This is a genomic window from Streptomyces sp. NBC_01210 (assembly GCF_036010325.1).
Taxonomy (GTDB): Bacteria; Actinomycetota; Actinomycetes; order Streptomycetales; family Streptomycetaceae; genus Streptomyces.
On record NZ_CP108549.1, the window covers coordinates 3,204,218 to 3,228,580 of the forward strand.

17 protein-coding genes are annotated in these 24,363 nt (G+C 69.7%); all 17 read right to left on the reverse strand.

The window, feature by feature from the left end; translation table 11 throughout:
- Positions 1 to 45 precede the first annotated feature (45 nt).
- The 17 genes from OG735_RS14485 to folC all read right to left on the reverse strand — a co-directional run bounded on the left by OG735_RS14485 (position 46) and on the right by folC (position 24,300).
- Positions 46 to 1,329: a nucleotide sugar dehydrogenase gene (locus tag OG735_RS14485; RefSeq protein ID WP_327323586.1), complete on the reverse strand. Its 1,284-nt coding sequence runs from the start codon at positions 1,327 to 1,329 to the stop codon at positions 46 to 48.
- Entirely contained in the window at positions 1,326 to 2,954 is a 1,629-nt protein-coding gene (locus OG735_RS14490) for a glycosyltransferase family 2 protein (RefSeq protein WP_327323587.1), read from the reverse strand. The genes OG735_RS14485 and OG735_RS14490 overlap by 4 nt, the downstream gene beginning before the upstream one ends.
- Positions 2,955 to 2,965: 11 nt before the next feature.
- Positions 2,966 to 3,979, reverse strand: a complete 1,014-nt coding sequence (locus tag OG735_RS14495; RefSeq protein ID WP_327323588.1) for a Gfo/Idh/MocA family protein — start codon at positions 3,977 to 3,979, stop codon at positions 2,966 to 2,968.
- Positions 3,976 to 5,094, reverse strand: a complete 1,119-nt coding sequence (locus OG735_RS14500) for a DegT/DnrJ/EryC1/StrS family aminotransferase (RefSeq protein WP_327323589.1) — start codon at positions 5,092 to 5,094, stop codon at positions 3,976 to 3,978. The genes OG735_RS14495 and OG735_RS14500 overlap by 4 nt, the downstream gene beginning before the upstream one ends.
- 340 nt (positions 5,095 to 5,434) lie before the next feature.
- Positions 5,435 to 9,334 (reverse strand): Rne/Rng family ribonuclease, encoded by a 3,900-nt coding sequence (locus tag OG735_RS14505; RefSeq protein WP_327323590.1) that lies wholly within the window; start codon positions 9,332 to 9,334, stop codon positions 5,435 to 5,437.
- A 231-nt stretch (positions 9,335 to 9,565) separates the two neighbouring features.
- Positions 9,566 to 10,390, reverse strand: coding sequence for a TIGR03936 family radical SAM-associated protein (locus OG735_RS14510; protein WP_327323591.1), 825 nt, complete (start codon positions 10,388 to 10,390; stop codon positions 9,566 to 9,568).
- 126 nt (positions 10,391 to 10,516) lie between these two features.
- The gene (locus OG735_RS14515; protein WP_327323592.1) at positions 10,517 to 11,692 is read right to left on the reverse strand and encodes a hypothetical protein; all 1,176 of its coding nucleotides are present in this window, start codon (positions 11,690 to 11,692) and stop codon (positions 10,517 to 10,519) included.
- A gap of 132 nt (positions 11,693 to 11,824) precedes the next feature.
- Complete coding sequence (locus OG735_RS14520; protein ID WP_327323593.1) at positions 11,825 to 13,750, reverse strand: TIGR03960 family B12-binding radical SAM protein; 1,926 nt, start codon at positions 13,748 to 13,750, stop codon at positions 11,825 to 11,827.
- 52 nt (positions 13,751 to 13,802) lie between these two features.
- Entirely contained in the window at positions 13,803 to 15,350 is a 1,548-nt protein-coding gene (locus OG735_RS14525) for a CYTH and CHAD domain-containing protein (protein WP_327323594.1), read from the reverse strand.
- A 141-nt stretch (positions 15,351 to 15,491) separates the two neighbouring features.
- Positions 15,492 to 16,694 (reverse strand): rod shape-determining protein RodA, encoded by a 1,203-nt coding sequence (gene rodA / locus OG735_RS14530; RefSeq protein WP_327323595.1) that lies wholly within the window; start codon positions 16,692 to 16,694, stop codon positions 15,492 to 15,494.
- Between the two features lie 3 nt (positions 16,695 to 16,697).
- Entirely contained in the window at positions 16,698 to 18,866 is a 2,169-nt protein-coding gene (gene mrdA, locus OG735_RS14535) for a penicillin-binding protein 2 (protein ID WP_327323596.1), read from the reverse strand.
- 13 nt (positions 18,867 to 18,879) lie between these two features.
- The gene (gene mreD, locus OG735_RS14540; protein WP_327323597.1) at positions 18,880 to 19,548 is read right to left on the reverse strand and encodes a rod shape-determining protein MreD; all 669 of its coding nucleotides are present in this window, start codon (positions 19,546 to 19,548) and stop codon (positions 18,880 to 18,882) included.
- 17 nt (positions 19,549 to 19,565) lie between these two features.
- Positions 19,566 to 20,579, reverse strand: a complete 1,014-nt coding sequence (gene mreC / locus OG735_RS14545; protein WP_327323598.1) for a rod shape-determining protein MreC — start codon at positions 20,577 to 20,579, stop codon at positions 19,566 to 19,568.
- Between the two features lie 115 nt (positions 20,580 to 20,694).
- The gene (locus OG735_RS14550) at positions 20,695 to 21,714 is read right to left on the reverse strand and encodes a rod shape-determining protein (RefSeq protein ID WP_327328312.1); all 1,020 of its coding nucleotides are present in this window, start codon (positions 21,712 to 21,714) and stop codon (positions 20,695 to 20,697) included.
- A 257-nt stretch (positions 21,715 to 21,971) separates the two neighbouring features.
- Entirely contained in the window at positions 21,972 to 22,385 is a 414-nt protein-coding gene (ndk, locus tag OG735_RS14555) for a nucleoside-diphosphate kinase (RefSeq protein WP_327323599.1), read from the reverse strand.
- Between the two features lie 64 nt (positions 22,386 to 22,449).
- Positions 22,450 to 22,803, reverse strand: coding sequence for a DUF4233 domain-containing protein (locus OG735_RS14560; protein WP_327323600.1), 354 nt, complete (start codon positions 22,801 to 22,803; stop codon positions 22,450 to 22,452).
- Between the two features lie 6 nt (positions 22,804 to 22,809).
- Positions 22,810 to 24,300, reverse strand: coding sequence for a bifunctional tetrahydrofolate synthase/dihydrofolate synthase (gene folC, locus OG735_RS14565; protein ID WP_327323601.1), 1,491 nt, complete (start codon positions 24,298 to 24,300; stop codon positions 22,810 to 22,812).
- Positions 24,301 to 24,363 lie beyond the last annotated feature (63 nt).

Here is a 24,363-nt window from a genome sequence, read left to right on the forward strand (position 1 = left end):
GAGAGCCTCCGCGGGAGCGGCGCCGGTTCAGGCGCGGTGGCAGCGTCAGCCGCCGATGACGACGCGGCGGACGCCTTCCCAGCGCGCCGGGTCGGTGGTGCGCCGGCCGTCGACCAGGACGCGGACGTCCGGCAGGTCGGTGGCGGCCAGCTCGCGGTACTCGGCGTGGTCGGCCTGCAGGATCGCGGCGGTGACTACCTGGCCCTCGTGCGGAGTGAGGTCGTGCGCGGCCAGCTCCTCGGAGGTGTACATCGGGTCCGACACGAAGGGGACGGCCCCGCGCGCCTTGAGCGCCTCGACGGTCGGGAAGACGCCGGAGAAGGCCGTCTCCTTCACGCCGCCGCGGTAGGCGGCGCCGAGCACCAGCACGCCCACGCCGTCCAGGTCGCCGTAGGCGGCGGCCAGCAGATCGACGGCGTACTCCGGCATGGCGGCGTTCGCCTCGCGCGCCGAGCGCACGACGGTGGCCTCCGGGTCGTTCCACAGGTACATCCGCGGGTAGATCGGGATGCAGTGGCCGCCGACCGCGATACCGGGCTGGTGGATGTGGCTGTACGGCTGCGAGTTGCAGGCCTCGATGACCTTCTTGACGTCGATGTCGTTCTTGTCGGCGAAGCGGGCGAACTGGTTCGCCAGGCCGATGTTGACGTCGCGGTAGGTGGTCTCGGCGAGCTTCGCCAGCTCCGAGGCCTCGGCGGTGCCCAGGTCCCAGACGCCGTTCGGCTGCGCCAGGTCCGCGCGCTCGTCGAAGTCGAGCACCTGCTCGTAGAACTCCACACCGCGCTGCGTCGAGGCCTCGTCGATGCCGCCGACGAGCTTGGGGTAACGGCGCAGGTCGGCGAAGACACGGCCGGTGAGGACGCGCTCCGGCGAGAAGACCAGGTGGAAGTCCTTGCCCGCGGTGAGGCCGGAGCCCTGCTCCAGCATCGGGGCCCAGCGGGTGCGGGTGGTGCCGACCGGCAGGGTGGTCTCGTACGAGACGAGGGTGCCGGGCTTGAGGCCGGCGGCGATCGCCTTGGTCGCGGAGTCCATCCAGCCGAAGTCCGGCACGCCCTCGGCGTCCACGAACAGCGGGACCACGACCACGACGGCGTCGGACTCGGCGACGGCGGCCGCGGTGTCGGTGGTCGCGGACAGCAGCCCGGCGCCGACGGTCTCCTTGAGCAGGCGGTCGAGGTCGTGCTCGCCGGGGAAGGGCTCGGTGCCGGCGTTGACCAGCTCGACGACCTTCTCGTTGACGTCGGCGCCGATCACCCGGTGGCCCTTGGCGGCGAACTGCACGGCGAGCGGAAGCCCGATCTTGCCGAGCGCGACTACACAGATATTCATCGGGTTACTTTCCTCTTCAACCGGACCAGCAGGGGTCGCACGCGCGACCACCATCTTTGCGCGGGCGGGAACAGCAGACCGGTCTGGATGACCATCCGGCCCTTGGGATTCACGCGCGCCGCCACTCGATACGGGGTGCCACTGCGCCAGCGCCGGGCGAGCGGCATCGGCAGATCCTTGCCGCGCACCGGGATCTCGTATGTCCAGCCTGCGACATCCACATAGAGGCGCACGCCGAGCGAGGCCTGGCGGGGCTGGATCGGAATCCGCGCACGGACGACCGTGCCGGCGCCGTCAGCAGTGACTTCCTGAGTGAACTCCCCCATGGGTGCGGGGAGTTCATGGCCGGCGGGCAGCCTGCGGGCGCCGGCCTTGTCCGCGCTCTTGGGCATCGCGCCCTGGACGAGCCGGACGACGGCCGAGTCGGTGTCACCGGTGAGCCCGGTCCGTACCGCCAGGGCCAGGGACAGATCGTCGCCGTTCTGCTCCCACTCGGCCGAGACCAGCTCGGTCCGGGCCGAGAGCCGGCCGGGCACCGATTCCCCGACCACCTCGAAGACCCGGTCGGGGAGATCCATCGCGGGGTCCCTGAAGCCCGGGTAGAGCGCGAAGGCCCTGTCGTCCTCCAGGTGGAACGGCGGTGCGCCGTTCTCCTCCTCCGCCACGATCGCCGCGACGAGCTCGTCCACCGCGCCGCGCCGGGCCAGGGCGAGCCTGACCCGTCGCATGACCGGCAGCGAGTCGCTCAGACCGTCCGTGAGGTACTCGTCGGCCAGATCGGCGATACCGGCGCACACCTCGCGCCTGGTCCGCGGGTCGAGCGCCGGGAAGTCGCCCTGGATGAGCTTGGACAGCTCCCAGGTGAAGTGGCGCTTGAAGACGAAGTCCCGCTGCGGTCCCGCCTCGATCAGTCCGGCCGCGTGCTTGAGGATCTTCGCGGTGCAGCCGAGCCGGGCGAGATGATTCGCCCGGTAGGTGATGTTGCTCGCGTCCCCGCGCTTGACCGCGTAGTAGTACGTGTAGTCCGCGAGCACCGAGATCTTCCGGGCCCGGACACACGCCTCGACGGTGAACGGCTGGTCGCTGCCGACCGGCAGGTCCTCGGGGAAGCGCAGGTGGTACTTCTCCACCAGTTCACGGCGGAAGAGCTTGGTGTTGGCCAGCGTGAACGGCAGTGCCGAGTCGTACAGGCTGACGTCCGGGTCGCTCTTCTTGAAGAGCGCCTGATGGACATAGCGGCCGTTGGTGCCGACCATCTTGCCGACCACGACGTCGGATTCGTGCTTCTCGGCACAGGCCACCATCCGCTCCAACGCCTCTTTGCCGAGGTAGTCGTCGGAGCCGATGAAGTACACATAACGTCCGGTGGCCACGTCCAGCGCCCTGTTGCTGGGCGCGGCCGGGCCACCGGAGTTCGCCTGGTGTATCACCTTGACGGTGTCCGGGTACTTCTTGGCGAAGCGGTCGAGCTCCGCTCCGCTGTCGTCCGTGGAACCGTCGTCGACGGCCACGATCTCGAGCCTGTCCAGGCCAATGCTCTGCCCGACAAGGGAGTTAAGGCATTCCGTCAGATACGGCATCGTGTTGTACACGGCGACGACGACGGTGACATCAGGACTGGTCAAGGCTCCTCGCCCTACTGGGCCGCGGCGTGCGCGGAGAGATCGACGGTGATGCCGAGCGAAGCGGATTCCAGCACCGCGGCTGCCACCTCGACCGTACGAAGGCCCTGGCGGAGCGTGCAGATGTCCGTGGACTTGCCGAGGACCGCGTCACGGAAGAGCTCGTGCTCAACCAGCAGCGGCTCACGCTTCGGGATGGCGTAGCGGATCATGTCGCCCTCGGCGACACCGCGGAAGGCCTGCAGGGCCTCCCACTCGGTGGCCTGGGCGGCGTTGGAGTAGAAGGTCAGGTCGGCGGTGAGGGTGTCCGCGATGAAGCAGCCCTTCTCACCGGTGACCGAGGTGAACCGCTCCTTGAGCGGGCTCAGCCAGTTGACCAGGTGGTTGACCATGGTGCCGTCGGAGAGCTGACCGACCGCGGAGACCATGTCCTCGTGCGGACGGCCCGACTTGGAGACCGTACGGGCGGAGATCGAGGTGTACGTCTGACCCGTCACCCACCCGGTGAGGTCGATGTCGTGGGTGGCGAGGTCCTTTACCACGCCGACATCGGCGATGCGGTGCGGGAAGGGGCCCTGGCGGCGGGTGACGACCTGGTAGACGTCGCCGAGCTCGCCGGCCTCCAGTCGCTGGCGCAGCGAGCGCAGCGCGGGGTTGCAGCGCTCGATGTGGCCGACGCCGGCGACCAGGCCGCGCGACTCGAAGGCCTCGACGAGGCGGCGGGCGCCTTCCACGGTGTCCGCGACCGGCTTCTCGACCAGCGCGCCGACACCGGCCTCGGCGAGCTTGAGACCGACTTCCTCGTGCAGGGCGGTCGGGCAGGCCACGACGGCGTAGTCGATGCCGAGCGCGATGAGCTCCTCGACGGTCGACAGCACAGGGGCGCCCTGCCCCCAGCCGTTCTTGTCACCCATCGGGTCGACGACGGCGACAAGCTCCACGCCCTCGAGACCGGCGAGTACGCGGGCGTGGTGGCGGCCCATCGAGCCGAGGCCGATCAGGCCGGCTCGCAGTCCCCGGGTGGTCACAGATTCTCTCCAAGATCGTTCACGGCGGCGACGATGCGCTCGAGGTCCTCCGCGGTCAGCGAAGGATGCACCGGCAGCGAGACGACCTCGGAGGCCGCGCGCCCGGTCTCGGGCAGGTCCCAGTTACGGCCGGCCTTCTGGTCCGGCTCCCAGTACGGCTTCAGCCGGTGGATCGGGGTCGGGTAGTACACGGCGTTGCCGACGCCCGCCTCGGTGAGCTTCGCCATCGCGGCGTCGCGGTCCCCTGTGATCCGGATCGTGTACTGGTGGTAGATGTGGCGCGCGCCCTCGGCGACCGTCGGGGTCTGCACGTTCGGCGCCGTGATGTGCTCGGTGAGGTACGCGGCGTTGGCGATGCGCTGCTCGGTCCAGCCGCCCAACTTCGACAGCTGTACGCGGCCGACGGCGGCGGCGACGTCGGTCATCCGCATGTTGGCGCCGACGATCTCGTTGGCGTACCGCTGCTCCATGCCCTGGTTGCGCAGCAGGCGCAGGGTGCGGGCGACCTCGGCGTCACCGGTGGAGATCATGCCGCCCTCGAGGGAGTGCATGTTCTTGGTCGGGTAGAAGCTGAACGTGCCGCCGGAGCCGAAGGCGCCGACCGGGGTGCCGTTCAGCGCCGCGGCGTGCGCCTGGCAGGCGTCCTCGACCACGGCCAGCTTGTGCTTGGCGGCGATGGGCATGATCTTGTCCATCGCGGCCGGGTGGCCGTAGAGGTGCACCGGCATGATCGCGGCGGTGCGCGGCGTGATGGCGGCCTCGACCGCCGCCGGGTCCAGGCCGTAGCTGCCGGGCTCGATGTCGGCGAAGACGACGTCGGCGCCGACCAGGCGGACCGCGTTCGCCGAGGCGGCGAACGAGAACGAAGGAACGATTACTTCGTCACCCGGACCGATACCAAGTGCCAGCAGAAGGAGGTGCAGTGCGGAGGTACCCGAGTTGACGGCCACGCAATGGCGCCCCTCGACCAGCTCCGAGAAGCCCTCCTCGAATGCCGCCACCTCCGGGCCCTGTACGACCCTGCCGGAACGCAGTACGCGTACCGCCGCCTCGATCTCTTCCTCACCGATGACCGGGCGGGCAGCGGGAATGGGCTGCTGGTTGCTGCTCGTCATGGACGTCCTCCTTGAACACCGCTGAACTCTTTATGGCAGAGGATCAGGGGCCGTGCGGACGTCTCACGAGGCCGCGCAAACCCCTCCGGCGCGAAGCCGACGCCCTACCAAGGATTCTGGGACCGGTCTTGTCCCGAACCGGGCCGGTCACCCACCGTAGTGTCCGGAACGGGACCGCACCCGGCAGCGACCGCCGTCACATTATCAGGGATATCCTAGCGAATTTCGGGGCTGTTAACGCAGCATCGCATCGATTCGGCGACAAAAACCACGTCCCACCCCGCGGGCTGCGGGGTGGGACACGGTCCGTTCACTGAAGCCTCATCAACTGTTCAGCCGTTCAGCTGTCGGTCGATGCCGACACCGACGACAGCGTCTGCTGCTCGGCGGCCGCGGTCTTCTTCGCCGTGGCCTTCTTGGCGGTCGTCTTCTTCGCCGCGGTCTTCTTGGCCGCCGTCTTCTTGGTGGCGGCCTTCTTCGCGGTGGCCTTCTTGGCGGCCTTGCGGGCCGTCTTCTTGGCCGGAGCCTCGTTCTCGGTCTCCGTGGTCTCCGCCGTGCCGGCCTCCGGCTCCGCCTGCGACTCGTGCGTGGCGGCGACCACGACGATCGCGGCCTCCTCCGCGCCCGAGGGCGAACCGGCGGGAGCGGTGACCTTGCGGGTCACCCGGCGGCGCGCACGCGGCGGGGCGGCGACGGGAGCCTCCTCGACTGCGGGAGCCACGACGGGCGCCTCGGCCTCGGCCTTCGCCTCGGGCTCGGGCTCGGGCTCGGCGGCGCTCTCCTTGACCGTGGTCTCCACGACCGTCGGCTCCGACGTCGCCGGGGAGCCGGCCGGAGCCGTCGCCTTACGGGTCGCCCGGCGGCGGGTACGGCCCGTCGGGGCCGCCTCCTCCGCGGGCGCCGCCGACTCGGCGACCGGGGCCACGGACGTGACCTCCAGGGCCTTCGGCTCCTCGGCCCTCGGCTCGGCGACCGTGACCTCCGCGGCCTTTGCCTCCGCTGCCTCCGCGGCCTTCGGCGCACCGGCCGGAGCCGTCGCCTTACGCGTCGCCCGGCGGCGGCCACGACCGCGCGTCGCGGCCGCCTCCGCCTCCGCGGCGCTGCTGTACAGCTCCTCGTCCGGCACGAACTCGGGCTCCGCCAGCGCCACCGGGGCAGCCACCTCGGCGGCGATCTCCGCCTCGGTCTCGGCCTCGGTCTCGACGACGGCCTCGTGCTCGAGCTCGTGCACGTGCTCCGCACCGCCGCGGCCGCGCTTCTTGGAGCGCTTGCCGCCGCCACCGCCACCGGCGGTGGTCGGCTGCTCCATGTGCACGATCACACCGCGGCCGTTGCAGTGGACGCAGGTCTCGGAGAAGGACTCCAGGAGACCCTGGCCCACCCGCTTACGGGTCATCTGGACCAGGCCCAGCGAGGTGACCTCGGCCACCTGGTGCTTCGTACGGTCGCGGCCCAGGCACTCGAGCAGCCGCCGCATGACCAGGTCCCGGTTGGACTCCAGCACCATGTCGATGAAGTCGACGACGACGATGCCGCCCAGGTCGCGCAGCCGCAGCTGGCGCACGATCTCCTCGGCCGCCTCCAGGTTGTTCCTGGTGACGGTCTCCTCGAGGTTGCCGCCCTGGCCGGTGAACTTCCCGGTGTTGACGTCGACCACGATCATGGCCTCGGTCTTGTCGATCACCAGCGAGCCACCGCTCGGCAGCCAGACCTTGCGGTCCAGCGCCTTCATCAGCTGCTCGTCGATGCGGTTCGACGCGAAGACGTCGACCTCACTGGTCCACCGCTGCAGGCGGTCGACCAGGTCCGGCGCGACGTGCGAGACATAGCCGTGGATGGTGTCCCACGCCTCGTCACCGCTGACGATGACCTTGGAGAAGTCCTCGTTGAAGATGTCGCGGACGACGCGGACGGTCATGTCCGGCTCGCCGTAGAGCAGCGTCGGGGCATTGCCGCTCTTGGACTTCTTCTGGATGTCCTCCCACTGCGCCTGCAGCCGCTCGACGTCGCGGCGCAGCTCGTCCTCGCTCGCGCCCTCGGCGGCGGTACGCACGATGACGCCCGCGTCCTCGGGAACGATCTTCTTGAGGATGGTCTTCAGACGCGCACGCTCGGTGTCGGGCAGCTTGCGGCTGATGCCGGTCATCGAGCCCTCGGGCACATAGACCAGGTAGCGGCCGGGCAGCGAGACCTGGCTGGTCAGGCGGGCGCCCTTGTGGCCGATCGGGTCCTTGGTCACCTGGACGAGGACCGACTGGCCGGACTTGAGCGCGGCCTCGATACGGCGCGGGCCGTTGGCCATGCCCAGCGCCTCGAAGTTGACCTCGCCGGCGTACAGGACGGCGTTGCGCCCCTTGCCGATGTCGACGAACGCGGCCTCCATGGACGGCAGTACGTTCTGCACCTTGCCCAGGTAGACATTGCCGACGTACGAGGTGGCCTGCTCCTTGTTGACGTAGTGCTCGACGAGCACGTTGTCCTCGAGCACGCCGATCTGGGTGCGCTCGCCGTTCTGCCGGACGACCATCACACGCTCGACGGCCTCACGGCGGGCCAGGAACTCGGCCTCCGTGATGATCGGCACCCGGCGGCGGCCCTGCTCGCGGCCCTCGCGGCGGCGCTGCTTCTTCGCCTCCAGACGGGTCGAGCCCTTGATGGACTGCACCTCGTCGGACGGCTCGTCGCTCTTGGTACGCGGGGCGCGCGGCTCGCGGACCTTGACGACCGTACGCTCGGGGTCGCCCGAACCCGTCTCGTCCTCGGGCCCGGAGTCACCGCTGCGACGACGACGGCGGCGCCGGCGCCGGCTGCTGCTGGTGCCGGCGGCCGAGGGGGTCTCGGTGTCGCCCTGCTCCTCGTCGTCCGCGGCTTCCTCGTCGTCCTGGACGTCCTCGGCGGCGGCCTCGTCGGCCTCCTCCGAGGTCTCGTCGGCGTCGGCGGGCTCGCCACGGCGACGGCGACGGCCGCCACGGCGGCGACGACGCGACGGGCGGTCCTCGAACTCGTCCGACTCCTCGCCCTCACCGGCCTCGGCGGCCTGCCCGGACTCGGTCTCCGCCTCGGGCTCGGCCTCCTGCGCCACGGGCGCCGGGGCCTCGACGGGCTCGGCGGGCTCGCCACGGCGGCGGCGACGGCGACGTCCGGCGGGCTCGGCAGCGACGGGCTCGGCGACCGGCTCGACGTACTCCTCGTCCTCCTCCGGCTCCGTCTCCACGGCAGCGGCGGCGGCCGCGGCGGCCGTCTCCGGGGTCTGGAACATCGGCTCGGTGAAGACCGGGGCCTGGAAGACGGCGACGGCGGGCCGGGTGGCGCGGCGGCCACGCGCGGGCGCCTCGCTCTTCTCGGCCTTCTCAGCCTTCTCAGCCTTCTCGCCCTGGTCGGCCTTGGCGGCCTTCGGCTGGGCGGTGAACTCGGGCGAGACGGCACGGCGGCGCGTACGGCCCCGTGTCGCCGCCTTCTCGGCGGCCGCGACCTCGGCCTCGTCCGCGGCGATCTGTGCCACCACGTCCTGCGGCAGGCTCTCGCCCGCGTCGGCGACGCCGTTCTCGTCGGCCTGCGGTGCGCCGGCGGGCGCGGTGGCCTTACGGGTGGCGCGGCGGCGGGTACGGCCCGTGGGGGCCGCCTCCTCCGCGGGCTCGGCGGTCTCGGCGGTCTCGGCGGTCTCCGCAGCCTCGGCGGTCTCCGTGGCCTCGGGGGCCTGCGGCGCACCGGCGGGCGCGGAGGCCCGGCGGCGGGCACGGCCACGCGGCGCGGGGGCCTCGGCCGGGGTCTCGGCCTGGTCCTCGGCTGCGGGCACGGCTTCGGGCACGGCTTCGGCGACCGGCTCGGGCGCGGTGGCCTTACGGGTCGCACGACGACGGGTACGCGGCGCGGCGGCCTCCGGCTCGGGCTCGGACACCTCGGCGGCGGGCGCCTCGGGCTCAGCGGCCTCGACCGACTGCGGCGCACCGGCAGGCGCGGTCGCCTTACGAGCCGCACGACGGCGCGTACGCGGCGCGGCGGCCTCCGGCTCGGCGCTCTCGGTGCTCTCCACGGCCGCTGCGGCCGGAGCGACGCTCTCAGTGACGTCGGCAACGTCAGCGACGTCCGTGGCTTCCACGGCGCCCTTGGTGCCCGCGGCCGCGGTCGGCGGTCCTGCGGGACGCGACGCGGCGCGGCGCCTGCGGCGCGGCGGCAACGTGTCGCTGGGGGAATTGTTCTCTGTGTCTCCGGCGGTGCCGGATTCGTTCGGCTCGAGCATGCGGGCGGTTCTCCCGTCACGCTCCCGGGCGCCGCGCCTGATTCCGGTCCGGCCACGGCCCGCGTGATGTGCGCGGAGCCGCCGTCCGGGGCGCGGGCGCCGCACGGGAGCTGATGTATGGCTCGCCGGTTCCGTACGCGATGTACGTACGGCCTGGCGAAAGTCTCCTGTCAGTGCGCGGCCCGACCCAGGTGGCTCCCGAGTACCAGGGCTGCGCTACAACGACTGCCCTTACGCGGCGGGACCTTCCGGCGCCGTCGCGGCGGCTGTTCCGGCGGCCGTGGGTGGAGCGGCCAGAACTGCCTCGCGGTCGGGCGCGAGCGGGTCGGTCACCGTGCCGGACTCCTCGTCGAAGAGCCCCTGCGCCAGCCTGGTCACCGCTGCGGGGACCGGCGGCGCCAGGTCGGCCACAGCTCGGAGACCGGACAGGACGTCGTCGGGTCGCACAGCAGGTGTCACGTGCCGAACAACCAGCCGCAGTATCGCACAGGGCCCGTCCCCCGACCTATTGATGAGCGCGGCGGTAGCCGCTCCAGTGGAGCCGACGCTTGCGTCGGCCTGGGGATGGAGCGCCTGCAGCTCCGCCACGGCACCTCGTGCGTCGAAGGTCCGCATGCCGTTCTTCGTCTTCCGCTCGACCTCGACGGTCTCGGCGGAGAGGAAGCCGGAAACGGCCTTCTCGGCGTCCTCGACGGGCACGCCGTCGAGCCGCAGCTCCCACACGGATGCGGTGAGCCGGTCGGCGAGACCCGAGGTCCGGGCCTCGACGGCGTCGGTGATGTCGAGCCCGCCGGGCAGCGACTCGTCGAGCAGCTCACGCAGCTTGTCCGGGTCGCGGTGCTCGGTGAGAGCGATCTCCAGGTATTCGGCCTCGCTGCCCGTGCCGGTGGGTGCGGCATTGGCGTACGAGACCTTGGGGTGCGGGGTGAAGCCCGCCGAGTACGCCATGGGCACCTCGGCACGGCGCAGAGCGCGCTCGAAAGCACGCTGGAAGTCGCGGTGGCTGGTGAACCGGAGGCGGCCGCGCTTGGTGTAGCGCAGTCGGATGCGCTGCACTGCCGGTGCGGGCGGCGGGCCTTCGGGCTGTCGCTTGCCCAGTGGTTCTTCTCCTCGGTGCGGGGCGGGCGCGGGTGGCGCGCCCGCCCTCGGACGTGCGGGGGTGTTCCTTGGGGGCCGCCCGGCTCACCCCTGCTGGTGCAGGGAGATCTCGGGGTCGGCCGCCACGCCGGGAACAGTCGTTGTACTACCCAGCGTACGCGCCTGCCGCACTACCGGTTCCACGGGCTTCGAGGCCGGTGACGCGCCGACGAGTGCCCTCCAGGCGTCGCGCCGCGCCTGCCGCATCATTTCACCGGCCGACCGGAGCGCGGCCCGCGCCGCCCGGCCCGCCTCGACCGCGGTCTTCTTGACCGGACGCCAGACGCCGTCACGCACCGCGTGCCCCAGGGGGGTGCAGACGTACTGGTAGAACCAGCGCACCGGCCGCGCGACGAGGTTCCGGGCGAGCCACTTGACGGCCCGGCCGACGGCGCGCGAAAGGTGTCCGGCGATTCTCCAGGCGACGCCGATCGCGTCGGCGATCTCCCGGCCGACCGGAGCGAGGACATGGCGGTACAACCAGGCGACGGGCGTGACGAGCAGCGTCACAACGAGCCAGGCGACCGCCGTCCACACACCGCGGCACACGGTGCTCACAAGCCAGGCGATGCCGTGGCCGAGCGGGGTGAGCAACTGCCGGTAAATCCACACCAGCGGCACCACAAGCCCGTACATCACCACCGGCACCAGGACGTACCGCCACAGCGCGACCCACGGCCAGACGAACAGCGCCCTGCCCAGCCACCCGAGCACCGTGGCGATGCCGTGCCCGGCAGGCGTGAGCAGCCGGCGGTGGATCCAGCGCGCGGGCGCGAGAAGCAGATGCTCCACGAGCCAGGCGATGCCATGGCCGAGCGGGGTGAGCAACTGCCGGTAAATCCACACCAGCGGCACCACCAGCCCGTACAACACCACCGGCACCAGGACGTACCGCCACAGCGCGACCCACGGCCAGACGAACAGCGCCTTGCCGATGAAGGCCGCGAGCCATGCCAGACCGTGTCCGATCGGCGTGAGGACGTTCTCGTACACCCAGGTCAGCGCCCGGCGGAGCGGTCGCAGCAGTATGCGGTCGGCGGCGAGCGCGCAGACGACGAGAACGTCCCAGACCATCCGCACGGGAAGCACGACGAGCAGCACCACGATCCGCACCGGAATCCGGATGACCGTGGTCAGACAGCCCGGGCCGGGCTGATAGTGCGCGGGTGCCTGATGACTCCCGTAGGTCTGAGGCGACTTCTCGAACTCCATGTCGGACATGACGCGCTACAGCCCCGTCCGGATCCAGTACCTGCGCTTTTTGAGGCAACGCCGGATTGTGCCGGGGACACACGAAGGCCCGGCCACGGGGTATCCCAGGGCCGGGCCTTCGCGCAGGTGCTCCTTCAGGTGTTACTTGACGACCGTCAGCGGCAGCAGTTTCTTGCCGGTCGGGCCGATCTGGATGGACGTGTCCATCTGCGGGCAGACACCGCAGTCGAAGCACGGCGTCCAGCGGCAGTCCTCGACCTCGGTCTCGTCCAGCGAGTCCTGCCAGTCCTCCCAGAGCCAGTCCTTGTCGAGACCGGAGTCCAGATGGTCCCAGGGCAGGACCTCCTCGTACGTGCGCTCACGGGTGGTGTACCAGTCGACGTCCACCCCGAATTCGGGCAGCGTCTTGGCGGCGCACGCCATCCACCGGTCGTACGAGAAGTGCTCGCGCCAGCCGTCGAAGCGGCCGCCGTCCTCGTAGACGGCGCGGATGACGGAGCCGACACGGCGGTCACCGCGCGAGAGCAGGCCCTCGACGATGCCGGGCTTGCCGTCGTGGTAGCGGAAGCCGATCGAGCGGCCGTACTTCTTGTCGCCGCGGATCTTGTCGCGCAGCTTCTCCAGACGCGCGTCCGTCTCCTCCGCCGACAGCTGCGGGGCCCACTGGAAGGGCGTGTGCGGCTTGGGCACGAAGCCGCCGATCGAGACGGTGCAGCGGATGTCGTTCTGGCCGGAGACCTTGCGGCCCTCGGCGATGACCTTGACCGCCATGTCGCCGATCTGCAGCACATCCTCGTCGGTCTCGGTGGGCAGGCCGCACATGAAGTACAGCTTCACCTGACGCCAGCCGTTGCCGTACGCCGTCGAGACCGTGCGGATCAGGTCCTCTTCCGAGACCATCTTGTTGATGACCTTGCGCATGCGCTCGGAGCCGCCCTCGGGGGCGAAGGTCAGACCGGACCGACGGCCGTTCCTGGTCAGCTCGTTGGCGAGGTCCACGTTGAACGCGTCGACACGGGTGGACGGGAGGGACAGACCGATCTTGTCCTCCTCGTACCGGTCGGCCAGGCCCTTGGCGATGTCGCCGATCTCACTGTGGTCCGCGGAGGAGAGCGAGAGCAGGCCGACCTCCTCGAAGCCGGTCGCCTTCAGGCCCTTCTCGACCATGTCGCCGATGCCGGTGATGCTTCGTTCCCGCACAGGGCGCGTGATCATGCCGGCCTGGCAGAAGCGGCAGCCGCGGGTGCAGCCGCGGAAGATCTCGACCGACATCCGCTCATGGACGGTCTCGGCGAGCGGCACGAGGGGCTGCTTGGGGTACGGCCACTCGTCGAGGTCCATCACCGTGTGCTTGGACACACGCCACGGGACACCGGACTTGTTCGGGACGACGCGGCCGATCCGGCCGTCGGGCAGGTACTCGACGTCGTAGAAGCGCGGGACGTAGACATTGCCGGTCTTCGCGAGGCGGAAGAGGACTTCCTCGCGCCCGCCCGGCCGGCCCTCGGCCTTCCAGGCGCGGATGATCTCGGTCATGTCGAGGACGGCCTGCTCACCGTCGCCGATGACCGCGCAGTCGATGAAGTCCGCGATCGGCTCGGGGTTGAATGCGGCGTGGCCGCCCGCGAGCACGATCGGGTCGTCGACCGTACGGTCCCTCGACTCGAGCGGGATGCCCGCGAGGTCCAGGGCGGTGAGCATGTTGGTGTAGCCGAGCTCGGTGGAGAAGCTCAGCCCGAAGACGTCGAAGGCCTTCACGGGACGGTGCGCGTCCACGGTGAACTGCGGGACCTTGTGCTCGCGCATGAGCTCTTCGAGGTCCGGCCAGACGCTGTAGGTGCGCTCTGCGAGCACGCCCGCACGCTCGTTGAGTACCTCGTAGAGGATCATGACGCCCTGATTGGGCAGTCCGACCTCATACGCGTCCGGGTACATGAGTGCCCAGCGGACATCGCAGGCGTCCCAGTCCTTGACGGTGGAGTTGAGCTCTCCACCGACGTACTGGATCGGCTTCTGGACGTGCGGGAGAAGCGCTTCCAGGCGTGGGAAGACCGACTCGACAGGCATCGTGGTGTCTCTCGTGAGCGGGCAGGGGTGACCATCAAGCGTACCCCGAGGCTCAGTGGCTCAGCGCCGCGCGAAGATCTTCGTCCGAAGCCTTCTGCCACACCTCGGGCAGCTCCCGCTCCCGCTCGGCGGCCTGGGCCTCCTCCTGGCCGTACAGCAGTCCCCAGGTGAAGGCCGACTCCCCGGCCGCGTGCGCCTGGATCCCGAGATCCCGCAGCGCCTCGCGGGCGACGACGCTGTCCTGGTGGTCGCCGAGCACCGTTTGCACGTCCTTCATCCGCTTGGCGAACCGTTTGGCGGGCTTGCCGAGCGCGGGGGTCGCCGCCTCGCCCGCGTACCGGGCGCGCTTGGCGGCCTTGCGGGCGTCGTGCATCGCCAGGTCGCGTTCGTGTCCCGGGGGGAGCGCGAGGGCGTGGTCGACCCGGGCGGCCAGCCGGTCGTAGCCCTTGAGGACGGCCTTGGGGATGACCCTGGCGGTCGTGCCGAACGCGGCCTTCAGCAACGGAGGGTCGGCGAGCAGCGTGTCCAGCGCATCGAGCAGCGCGAGGTACCGCTTGCTGTCGAGTACGGTAGTGGCCTTGCGGCGCGCGCCCGAGCCACGGGCGACGGTCCAGATACGCAGCCGCCCGCGCACCGGGCCGAGCAGCAGCGTCCTGGGCAGGGCGTCGATCCGGGAGCGCAGCCGTTCGGTGAGCACCTCGTGGTCACGGGCGATGCCCAGTTCACCGGCCAGCCATTTGAGCTCCTCGCCGATCGGGTCGGTGACGGTGCGATCGATGATCTTGCGGTACGTCTTGAACGCGCTGCGCAGCCGTCTGGTGGCGACCCGCATCTGATGGACGGAGTCGGGCAGATCGCGGCGCACGCCGGGGTCGTACGCGAGGATGGCGTCGGCCTGTTCCCGCAGGTAGGCGAGGATGTAGTCGCCTGCGTTCACGGGTTCTTCGGCGGGGACGGGGGCCGTTGGCTCCGCGGCCGCTTTCGCGTGCTTGCCCTCCTTGGGGGCCGTCTCGGCCAAGGCCCTGGCCAGCTTGGACGGCCACTGGGCCGGGCGCAGGCCCGCCTTGCGGAGCTTCTTGTCGACCGCGTCGAGGAGCGCCGGGTCCGCATCGTCGGCGAGCTCGACCTCGATCTCGTCCCACTGCGCCGTGCGGCCGCCGTCCGTGAGGCGTTCCGCGCGCACGCCGTCCCTGCTGAACTCGGCCAGCGGGGCACCGTCCGCGCCGACCAGATGGTGGATGTGCCGCGAGGACCGCAGGCGCACCACGGGGACGAGTTCGGCATCCCGGGTGCGGGCCCGGACCAGACTCTGCAGGACGTGCGGGACCGCATCGGACAGCGGCGCGGTGATCTCGTCCCTCACATCCGGTGCGACGGGGAGCTTGAGGTGCCAGCCCGCGTCCGTCCCGCCTGTTCTGCGGCGCAGGGTGATGGAGGCGGCGGCCAGGCGCAGGTCTGCCGTGTCGTAGTAGACGGCGTCGAGCTCGGCGACGCCCTTGTCGTGGACGGCCGAGACGTCGGCCACCCGGGTCAGGTCCGGCAGCCCTGTGTCGGGGGTGGCTTCGTACTTCCGCTCGATCTCGCGCTTGGTGTCCGCCATGAACCGAACTTAGTCGTCGAAGCTCGTTTGCGGCAGACCCACTCCGCGACCGCACTGTCCTCGACCGGCGGACGCGCTTGCTGTGCTGTGCCCTCAAGCGGCGGGCAGGCGTGAGCCGTCCGGACTACGCGGTTACGGGGGCTACGCAGTTATCGGCCGCTGCACCCGGATCGACTGCAGCAGCCCGATCGCGATCCAGACCGCGAACATCGAGGTGCCTCCGTACGACACGAACGGCAGCGGCAGACCCGCCACCGGCATGATGCCGAGCGTCATCCCGATGTTCTCGAAGGCCTGGAAGGCGAACCAGGCGATGATCCCGGCGGCGACGATCGTGCCGTACAGCTCGGTCGTCTCGCGTGCGATACGGCAGGCGCGCCACAGGACGACGCCGAGCAGCAGCAGGATCAGGCCCGCGCCGAGGAAGCCGAGTTCCTCGCCCGCGACCGTGAAGACGAAGTCCGTCTGCTGTTCGGGGACGAACTGGCCGGTGGTCTGGGAGCCCTTGAACAGACCTGTGCCGGTCAGTCCGCCGGATCCGATCGCGATCCGCGCCTGATTGGTGTTGTAGCCGACACCGGCAGGGTCGAGCTCCGGGTTGGCGAACGCCGCGAAGCGGTTGATCTGGTACTCGTCCAGCAGTCCGAGCGCGGTGACCAGTACGGCGCCGATGGCTCCGGTGGCGATCAGACCGAGGATCCAGCGGTTGGATGCGCCGGAGGCGAGCAGCACTCCGAGCACGATCACCGCCATCACCATCACCGAACCGAGATCCGGCATCAGCATGACGATCGCCATCGGCAGGGCCGCCAGGCCCAGCGACTTGGCGACCGTGCGGTGGTCCGGGTGCAGCAGATCGCCGGCGTCGACGCGCGCGGCCAGCATCATCGCCATCCCCAGAATGATCGTGATCTTCACGAACTCCGAGGGCTGCAGGGAGAAGCCGCCGCCGATCACGATCCACGCGTGCGCGCCGTTGATCGTCGCGCCGAGCGGGGTGAGCACCAGCAGGACGAGCAGTACGGACAGCCCGTACAGAACCGGGACCGCGCCGCGCAGGGTGCGGTGCCCGAGCCAGATCGTGCCGACCATCAGCGCGAAGCCGATACCGGTGTTGAGGGCGTGCCGGAAGAGGAAGTAGTACGGATCGCCCTGGTTGAGCTCGGTGCGGCCGCGCGTCGCGGACCACACCAGCAGCGCGCCCACGAAGGAGAGCGCGAGCGCCGAGAAGAGCATCGGCCAGTCGAGCCTGCGCACCACGGAGCCGCGGGCGGAGAGCTGGGACCACAGACCTCCGCGCTCGGGCCCGTAGCCGGAGACGGAGAAGCCACTCGAGCCGGCCATGTCTCAGTCCCTCCGCGCGGGCGGGCCCGCGAGCTGCTGGTCCTCGGCCGGGGGCTCCTGCTTCTCCGGCTCGTAGGGCTCGATCTTCGGGGCGTCGATCGAACCGTCCGCCCCGATCTTCGGAAGCGCCTTCTGCGGCTCGGGCAGCAGTGCCTTCTTCAGGTCCTGACCGCCCTTCTCGTCGAGTCCGTACATCGCCTCGTAGATCTTGCGTACGGCGGGACCCGAGGCGCCGGATCCCGTACCGCCCTGGGCGATCGTCATGATGATCGTGTAGTCCTTGGTGTACGAGACGAACCAGGAGGTCGTCTGCTTGCCGTAGACCTCGGCGGTACCGGTCTTGGCGTGCATCGGGATCTTGTCCTGCGGCCAGCCGCCGAATCGCCAGGCGGCGGAACCGCGGGTCGTGACTCCCGCGAGGGCTTCGTCTATCTGGTCCCGGGTCCGGGCGTTCATCGGCAGCTTGCCGTGCGAGGTGGGCTTGATCTCCTGCACGGTCTTGCCGTCCGCGCTGATGACGGCCTTGCCGATGGTGGGGTTGTGCAGTGTGCCGCCGTTGGCGATGGCGGAGTAGATGGTGGCCATCTGGATCGGGGTGACGAGCGTGTCGCCCTGGCCGATCGAGTAGTTGACGGAGTCACCCGCTCGCATCCGGTTGCCTTCGAGGCAGTTCTCGTACGCGATCTTCTCGACGTAGTCGCCGTTCTTCTTGCCCTGCTTGCACCAGCCGTCCTTGTTGGCCTCCCAGAAGTTCTGCTTCCACCGGCGGTCCGGGACGCGGCCCTTGACCTCGTTGGGGAGGTCGATGCCGGTCTCCTTGCCGAGGCCGAACTGGTGAGCCGTCTTGTAGAACCAGTCGTTGGTGCGCTTCTTGGGCTTGGTGCCGCCGTCCTTCTGCCATTCCCGGTGGGCGAGGCCGTAGAAGACGGTGTCGCAGGAGACCTCCAGGGCCCTGCCGAGGGAGATGCTGCCGTAGCCCTTGGACTCGAAGTTCTTGAAGACCTGGCCACCGACGGAGTACGAGCTGGGGCAGGGGTAGCCGCCGTCGAAGGGGTAGCCGGCGTTGACCGCGGCCGTCGACGAGACCACCTTGAAGATCGAGCCGGGGGCGGCCTGGCCCTGGATCGCGCGGTTCAGCAGCGGGTAGTTGGAGGCCTTGCCGGTGAGCTTGGCGTAGTCCTTGCCGGAGATGCCGCCGACCCAGGAGTTCGGGTCGTATGTCGGCTGGGAGGCCATCGAGACGATCCGGCCGGTCTTGTTCTCCATCACCACGACGGCACCGGCGTCGGCCTTGTAGTTCTTGTCGGTGTTCTTGTCGAACTCCAGGCGGGCGGCCTTCATCGCATTGTGGAGCTCGTACTCGGCGACCGCCTGTACGCGCGCGTCGATGGAGGTGACGAGGTTGGCGCCGGGCTGGGCCTTGTCCCTGGCCGCCTCGCCGATCACCCGGCCGAGGTTGTCGACCTCGTAGCGGGTGACGCCGGCCTTACCGCGCAGCTCCTTGTCGTAGGTGCGCTCGAGGCCGGAGCGGCCGACCTGGTCGGAGCGGAGGAACGGCGAGTCGGTGTCCTTGGCCTTGGTGATCTCCTCGTCGGTGACGGGCGAGAGATAGCCGAGGACCTGCGCGGTGTTGGTCTTTCCCGGTCCGGTGTAGCGGCGTACGGCGGTGGGCTCGGCGGTGATGCCGGGGAAGTCCTCGGCGCGCTCGCGGATCTGCAGGGCCTGCTGGGTGTTGGCCTCGTCGGTGACCGGGATCGGCTGGTAGGGCGAGCCGTTCCAGCAGGGCTGCGGGGTCTTGGCGTCGCAGAGCCGGACCTTGTCCAGGACGTCCTTCGGCTTCATGCCGAGGACACCGGCGAGCCGGGTGAGGACGCCTTTGCCGTCGTCCTTCATCTTCATCAGCTCGGTGCGCGAGGCGGAGACGACGAGGCGGGTCTCGTTGTCGGCGAGCGGGACACCGCGGGAGTCGAGGATCGAGCCGCGGACGGCGGGCTGGACAACCTGCTGGACGTGGTTGTTCTTCGCCTCGTCGGTGTACTCCTGGCCGTTGCGGATCTGGAGGTACCAGAGGCGTCCGCCGAGGGTGAGGAGAAGGGAGAAGACAAGCACCTGAATGATGACGAGCCGGATCTGGACCCGGGGGGTCCGCCCGGTCTCCGGAATGTTGCTCACGCTGCCCCCTCGATCACAGTCGCTTGACTCCCTTGATACGCCCGGCCCTTGCCACCCTGGCCCGGGTCACTTTGACCCGCAGTCCGCGCTGTTTGCCGATGCGCAGGCCCGTGCCGGAGCTGTTCCAGCGCGCGGCGACATCGCCGCCACCGCCGCTGCTCTGGCTCTCGCCGAGCGGATCGTTCTCGGAGCGTCTGGCCAGCGCCATGATCAGCGGCACGGTGAACGGCGCGAGCAGCAGGTCGTAGACGGCGGCCGTGAACAGCAGGCTGCCGAGGCCCACATGGCGGGCCGCGGTGTCGCCGACGAGGGCGCCCACGCCCGCGTACAGCAGTGTCGATCCGATGGCGGCGGCGACGACCGCGACCATCGGTGCGGTGGCGGACCTGAGCTGGCCGTTGTCGGGGCGCACCAGGCCGACGAGGTAGCCGATCACGCAGAGCACGAGCGCGTAGCGTCCGGCGGCGTGGTCGGCGGGCGGGACGAGGTCGGCCAGCAGTCCGGCGCCGAAGCCGATGAACGCGCCGGCCATGTGCCCGTACACAAAGGCGAGTCCGAGGACGACGAGCAGCAGCAGATCGGGGACGGCGCCGGGGAGCTGGAGGCGGGCGAGGACAGAGACCTGGATGACGAGGGCGACCACGACGAGTGTCGTGGAGAGCAGCATCCGGTTGAAACGCATGAACGGATCAGCTCCTACTACTCGACATCGTTCTGGCCGCCGGCGTTGTCCGGGTCCTGGCCATTGCCGTCAGCTGTGGCGCCGACGTTGCCCTGGGCCTGCTCGCCCCCGTCGCCGTTCGGCGACGGGGTGACCGTCACCGTGACGGTCGGGGTGGGCTTGGGCGCGGCGGGCCTGGACGGCAGGACCGTGTCACGCGGATCGGACCTGGGCGCCTGGACGACGACGCCGACGATGTCGAGCTGGGTGAAGCCGACGAAGGGGCGGACATAGATGTTCCTGGTGAGGGAGCCGCCGGAGGGGTCGACACGGACGACCTCGCCGACCGGGACACCGGGCACGAAGGGCTTGCCGCCCTGTGAGCCGAAGGTGACGAGCCGGTCGCCGTTCTTCACCTTGGCCTTGCCGTTGAGCAGCTGGACGGAGAGCGGCCGGTCGCCCTGGCCGGTGGCGAAGCCCAGTTCGTCCGTCTTCTCCATCCGGGTGCCGACGGTGAAGTCCGGGTCGTTGGCGAGCAGTACGGTCGAGGTGTTCGGCCCGACGGTGGTGACCCGGCCGACGAGTCCGTCGCCGTTGAGGACGGTCATATCGCGCTTGATGCCGTCGTTGGAGCCGATATCGATGGTCACCGTCCAGGAGAAGCCCTGGGCCGCTCCTATGGCGATGACCTCGGCGCCCTTGATGCCGTACTGGCCGGCGCCCGCCTTCTTGAGCATGGTGTCGAGTTCGCGCACCCGGCTGCGGTTGCGGTCGTCGCTGCCGAGTCTCTGCTTCAGCGCGGCGTTCTCCCGCTCCAGCTCGCTGATGCGGTCATGGCGCTCGCCGGAGTCCCGTACGGCCCCGATGGCGTTGCCGATCGGGTCGACCGCTGTCGCGACGCCGTTCTCGACGGGTCCGAAGACCGTGGCGGCGGCCTGCCGGGCGCCGTCGACCGGTGACTCCTCGCCTCCGCGGATATCCACCGTGATCAAAGCGAACGCGATGGCGATCAGCAGCACCAGGAGCAGCCGGCTCTCTCGTGTGTCCCTCACGTGCGGCGGCCGTGCCTTCCTCGTAGGAATGTTGATGTCTGTATATCAACGATCCGCCGTACGGGTTGGCAGGCCCCCGTACGGCGGATTCGTGGGTCTCCGCGAAGAGACATGACTAGCGCCGGGGCTGGGCGTCCAGTACCTGCTGGAGCGCCTCGAACTCCTCGACACACTTGCCGGATCCGAGGGCCACGGAGTCCAGCGGATCCTCGGCGATATGGATCGGCATCCCGGTTTCGCGGCGCAGCCGCTCGTCGAGGCCGCGCAGCAGCGCGCCGCCGCCGGTGAGGACGATGCCGCGGTCCATGACATCGCCGGAGAGCTCCGGGGGGCACTTGTCGAGGGTGGTCTTCACGGCGTCGACAATCGCGTTGACCGGTTCCTCGATCGCCTTGCGGACCTCGGCATCGGAGATCACCACGGTCTTCGGCAGACCGGAGACGAGGTCACGGCCGCGGATCTCGGTGTGTTCGTCCTTGCCCATGTCGTACGCCGAGCCGATGGTGATCTTGATGTTCTCGGCGGTCCGCTCGCCGAGCAGGAGCGAGTACTCCTTCTTGATGTGCTGGATGATCGCGTTGTCCAGCTCGTCGCCGGCGACGCGGATGGACTGTGCTGTGACGATTCCGCCGAGTGAGATGACGGCGACTTCGGTGGTCCCGCCACCGATGTCGACGACCATGTTGCCGGTGGCTTCATGAACCGGGAGTCCCGAGCCGATGGCCGCGGCCATGGGCTCCTCGATGATGTGCACCTGCCGGGCGCCCGCCTGCGTCGACGCCTCGATGACCGCGCGGCGCTCAACACCCGTGATGCCGGAGGGCACACAGACGACGACGCGCGGACGGGCGAGGTACCGACGCTTGTGGATCTTCAGGATGAAGTAGCGGAGCATCCGCTCGGTGATCTCGAAGTCGGCGATGACGCCGTCCTTCAGCGGCCGGACGGCAACGATGTTGCCCGGTGTCCGCCCGATCATCTTCTTCGCCTCGGCGCCGACCGCCAGGATGCCGCCCGTGTTGGTGTTGATGGCGACGACCGACGGCTCGTTGAGGACGATCCCCCGGCCTCTGACGTACACCAGCGTGTTGGCGGTCCCGAGGTCGACAGCCATGTCACGGCCGATGAACGACATGTTGTTCCCCATGAGGATGCGTCTGGCCTTCCCAAATCGAGCGTTGATGGCTTTTCAGGATGGCGAGGTGGGTGCGCTGTGGCGTGGAGGCTTCCATCGTAGTGCCGCCTGCACGGACACCGCGCGGTGGACCACCTCTCTATTAGGTGACGAGGTGTCGGAGCGATGCGTTCCCGCAATACTCGTCCATATGCCTGGGGGCGACCGAAATTACTTCGGTCGCCCCAGGTCATGAGCGCTGTATGGCTGACGCCCAATCAGGAAAGTCCGGGGAAGAAAATCTTGAGTTCCCGAATGGCGGACTCCTCGGAGTCCGAGGCGTGAATGAGGTTCTCCCGGACGATCGTGCCGAAGTCACCGCGAATGGAACCGGGCGCGGCGGCGATGGGGTCGGTCGGGCCCGCCAGCTGGCGTACGCCCTCGATGACCCGCTCGCCGTCGACGACCAGCGCGACGACCGGGCCGGAGGACATGAACTCGACCAGCGGCTCGTAGAAGGGCTTGCCCTCGTGCTCACCGTAGTGCTGCTCGAGGGTTTCCCGGTCGAGAGTGCGCAGCTCCAGCGCGCTGATGGTCCAGCCGGCCTTGGCCTCGATACGGCCGATGATCTCGCCGACCAGGCCGCGGCGTACGGCGTCGGGCTTGAGCAGGACGAGCGTGCGCTGGCTCACGGTACGAGCTCCTTCATATACGGATTCAAGAGTTCAGAGGCTACAGGGCCGAACGAGTTGTCGATTACGCAGCGTCAGGTTCCGAGGAGGCCTGAGCGGCCCAGGACGCCTTTGCCTCGTCGATCTTGCGGCCGTAGTGGACCGAGGCCCACCACAGCGCCGCGAAGACCGCACCCAGGAAGAACATCGTCGGCACCACGAAACCGCTCACGATCAGCGCGATCTGCAGCGCCCAGCCGAGCTGCACCCCGCCCGGTCGGCCGATCATCCCGCAGAGCAGCACCGAGAGCAGCATCCCGACGCCGCAGACCGTCCAGACCGTCGCCATCGAGAGGTCGTCGAACTTCATGGCGACCAGACCGGCAAAGCCGATCACGAAGAATTCGCCGATCAGAGTGGATGCACAGAGCGTACGCATCAGTTGTCAGGCCCTTCCCAGGAGCAGCCGGGCCTCGCCGACCGTGATCACGGAGCCCGTCACCAGGACGCCGGCGCCGGCGAACTCGGACTCCTCCTCGGCGAGCGTGATCGCCGCCTCCAGCGCGTCGTCGAGACGCGGCTCGACGACCACCCGCTCGTCGCCGAAGACCTCCACGGCGACCGCCGCCAACTCGTCGACGTCCATCGACCGATGGCTCGAGTTCTGTGTGACGACGACCTCGGCGAAAATCGGCTCGAAGGCCTCGAGGAGCCCTCGGACGTCCTTGTCCCCGCTCGCGCCGACCACACCGATCAGCCGCGAGAAGCCGAACGACTCGGTGATGCCGTCGGCGCTCGCGCGGGCACCGGCCGGGTTGTGCGCGGCGTCCAGGACGACCGTCGGGCTGCGGCGCACGACCTCGAGGCGGCCGGGCGAGGCCACCGAGGCGAACGCCCTGCGGATGGTGTCCATGTCCAGCGTGCGGGCCCGCTCGGCGCCGACGCCGAAGAACGCCTCGACCGCGGCGAGCGCCACCGCGGCGTTGTGCGCCTGGTGCGCCCCGTACAGCGGGAGGAAGATCTCCTCGTACTCACCGCCGAGCCCGCGCAGCGTCACCTGCTGGCCGCCGACCGCGACTTCGCGGGAGACGACGCCGAACTCCATGCCCTCCCGGGCGACCGTGGCGTCGACCTCGACGGCCTTCTTCAGCATCACCTGCGCGGCGTCCACCGGCTGCTGCGCCAGGATGACCGTCGCGCCCTCCTTGATGACACCGGCCTTCTCGGCGGCAATCTCGGCGGGCGTGGTGCCGAGCCGGTCGGTGTGGTCCAGGTCTATGGGGGTGACGACGGCGACGGACCCGTCGATGACGTTCGTCGCGTCCCAGCTGCCACCCATGCCGACCTCGACGACCGCGACATCCACGGGCGCGTCGGCGAAGGCGGCGTACGCCATGCCGGTCAGCACCTCGAAGAAGGAGAGCCGGAACTCCTGCGTGGAGTCGACCATCTCGATATACGGCTTGATGTCGTTGTACGTCTCGATGAAGCGCTCGGCCTCGATCGGGGCGCCATCCAGGCTGATCCGCTCGGTGATCGACTGGACGTGCGGCGAGGTGTAGCGGCCGGTGCGCAGATCGAAGGCGCCAAGCAGGGCCTCGATCATGCGGGCCGTGGAGGTCTTGCCGTTCGTACCGGTGATGTGGATCGAGGGGTACGCGCGCTGGGGCTCGCCCAGCACATCCATCAGCGCCGCGATCCTGGCGACCGAGGGCTCCAGCTTGGTCTCGCCCCAGCGCCCGGCGAGCTCCTGCTCCACCGCGCGCAGCGCCTTGTCCACCTCCGGGTCTGCGGGCCGGGCGGGCACGAGGTCACCCTGGGGAGAACCGGCCTGCGCGCGCAGGGTACGGCTGCCGGCCTCGATCACCGCCAGGTCGGGGTCACGATTGGTCTCGGCGTCGACGATCTCTTCGAAAGGGTCCGGCTGCTCACTCACAGGACCAGTCTACGGAGGCGGAGTGACAGGACATCCGCGCCCTGTCCTCGGCAGCGTGCCGCC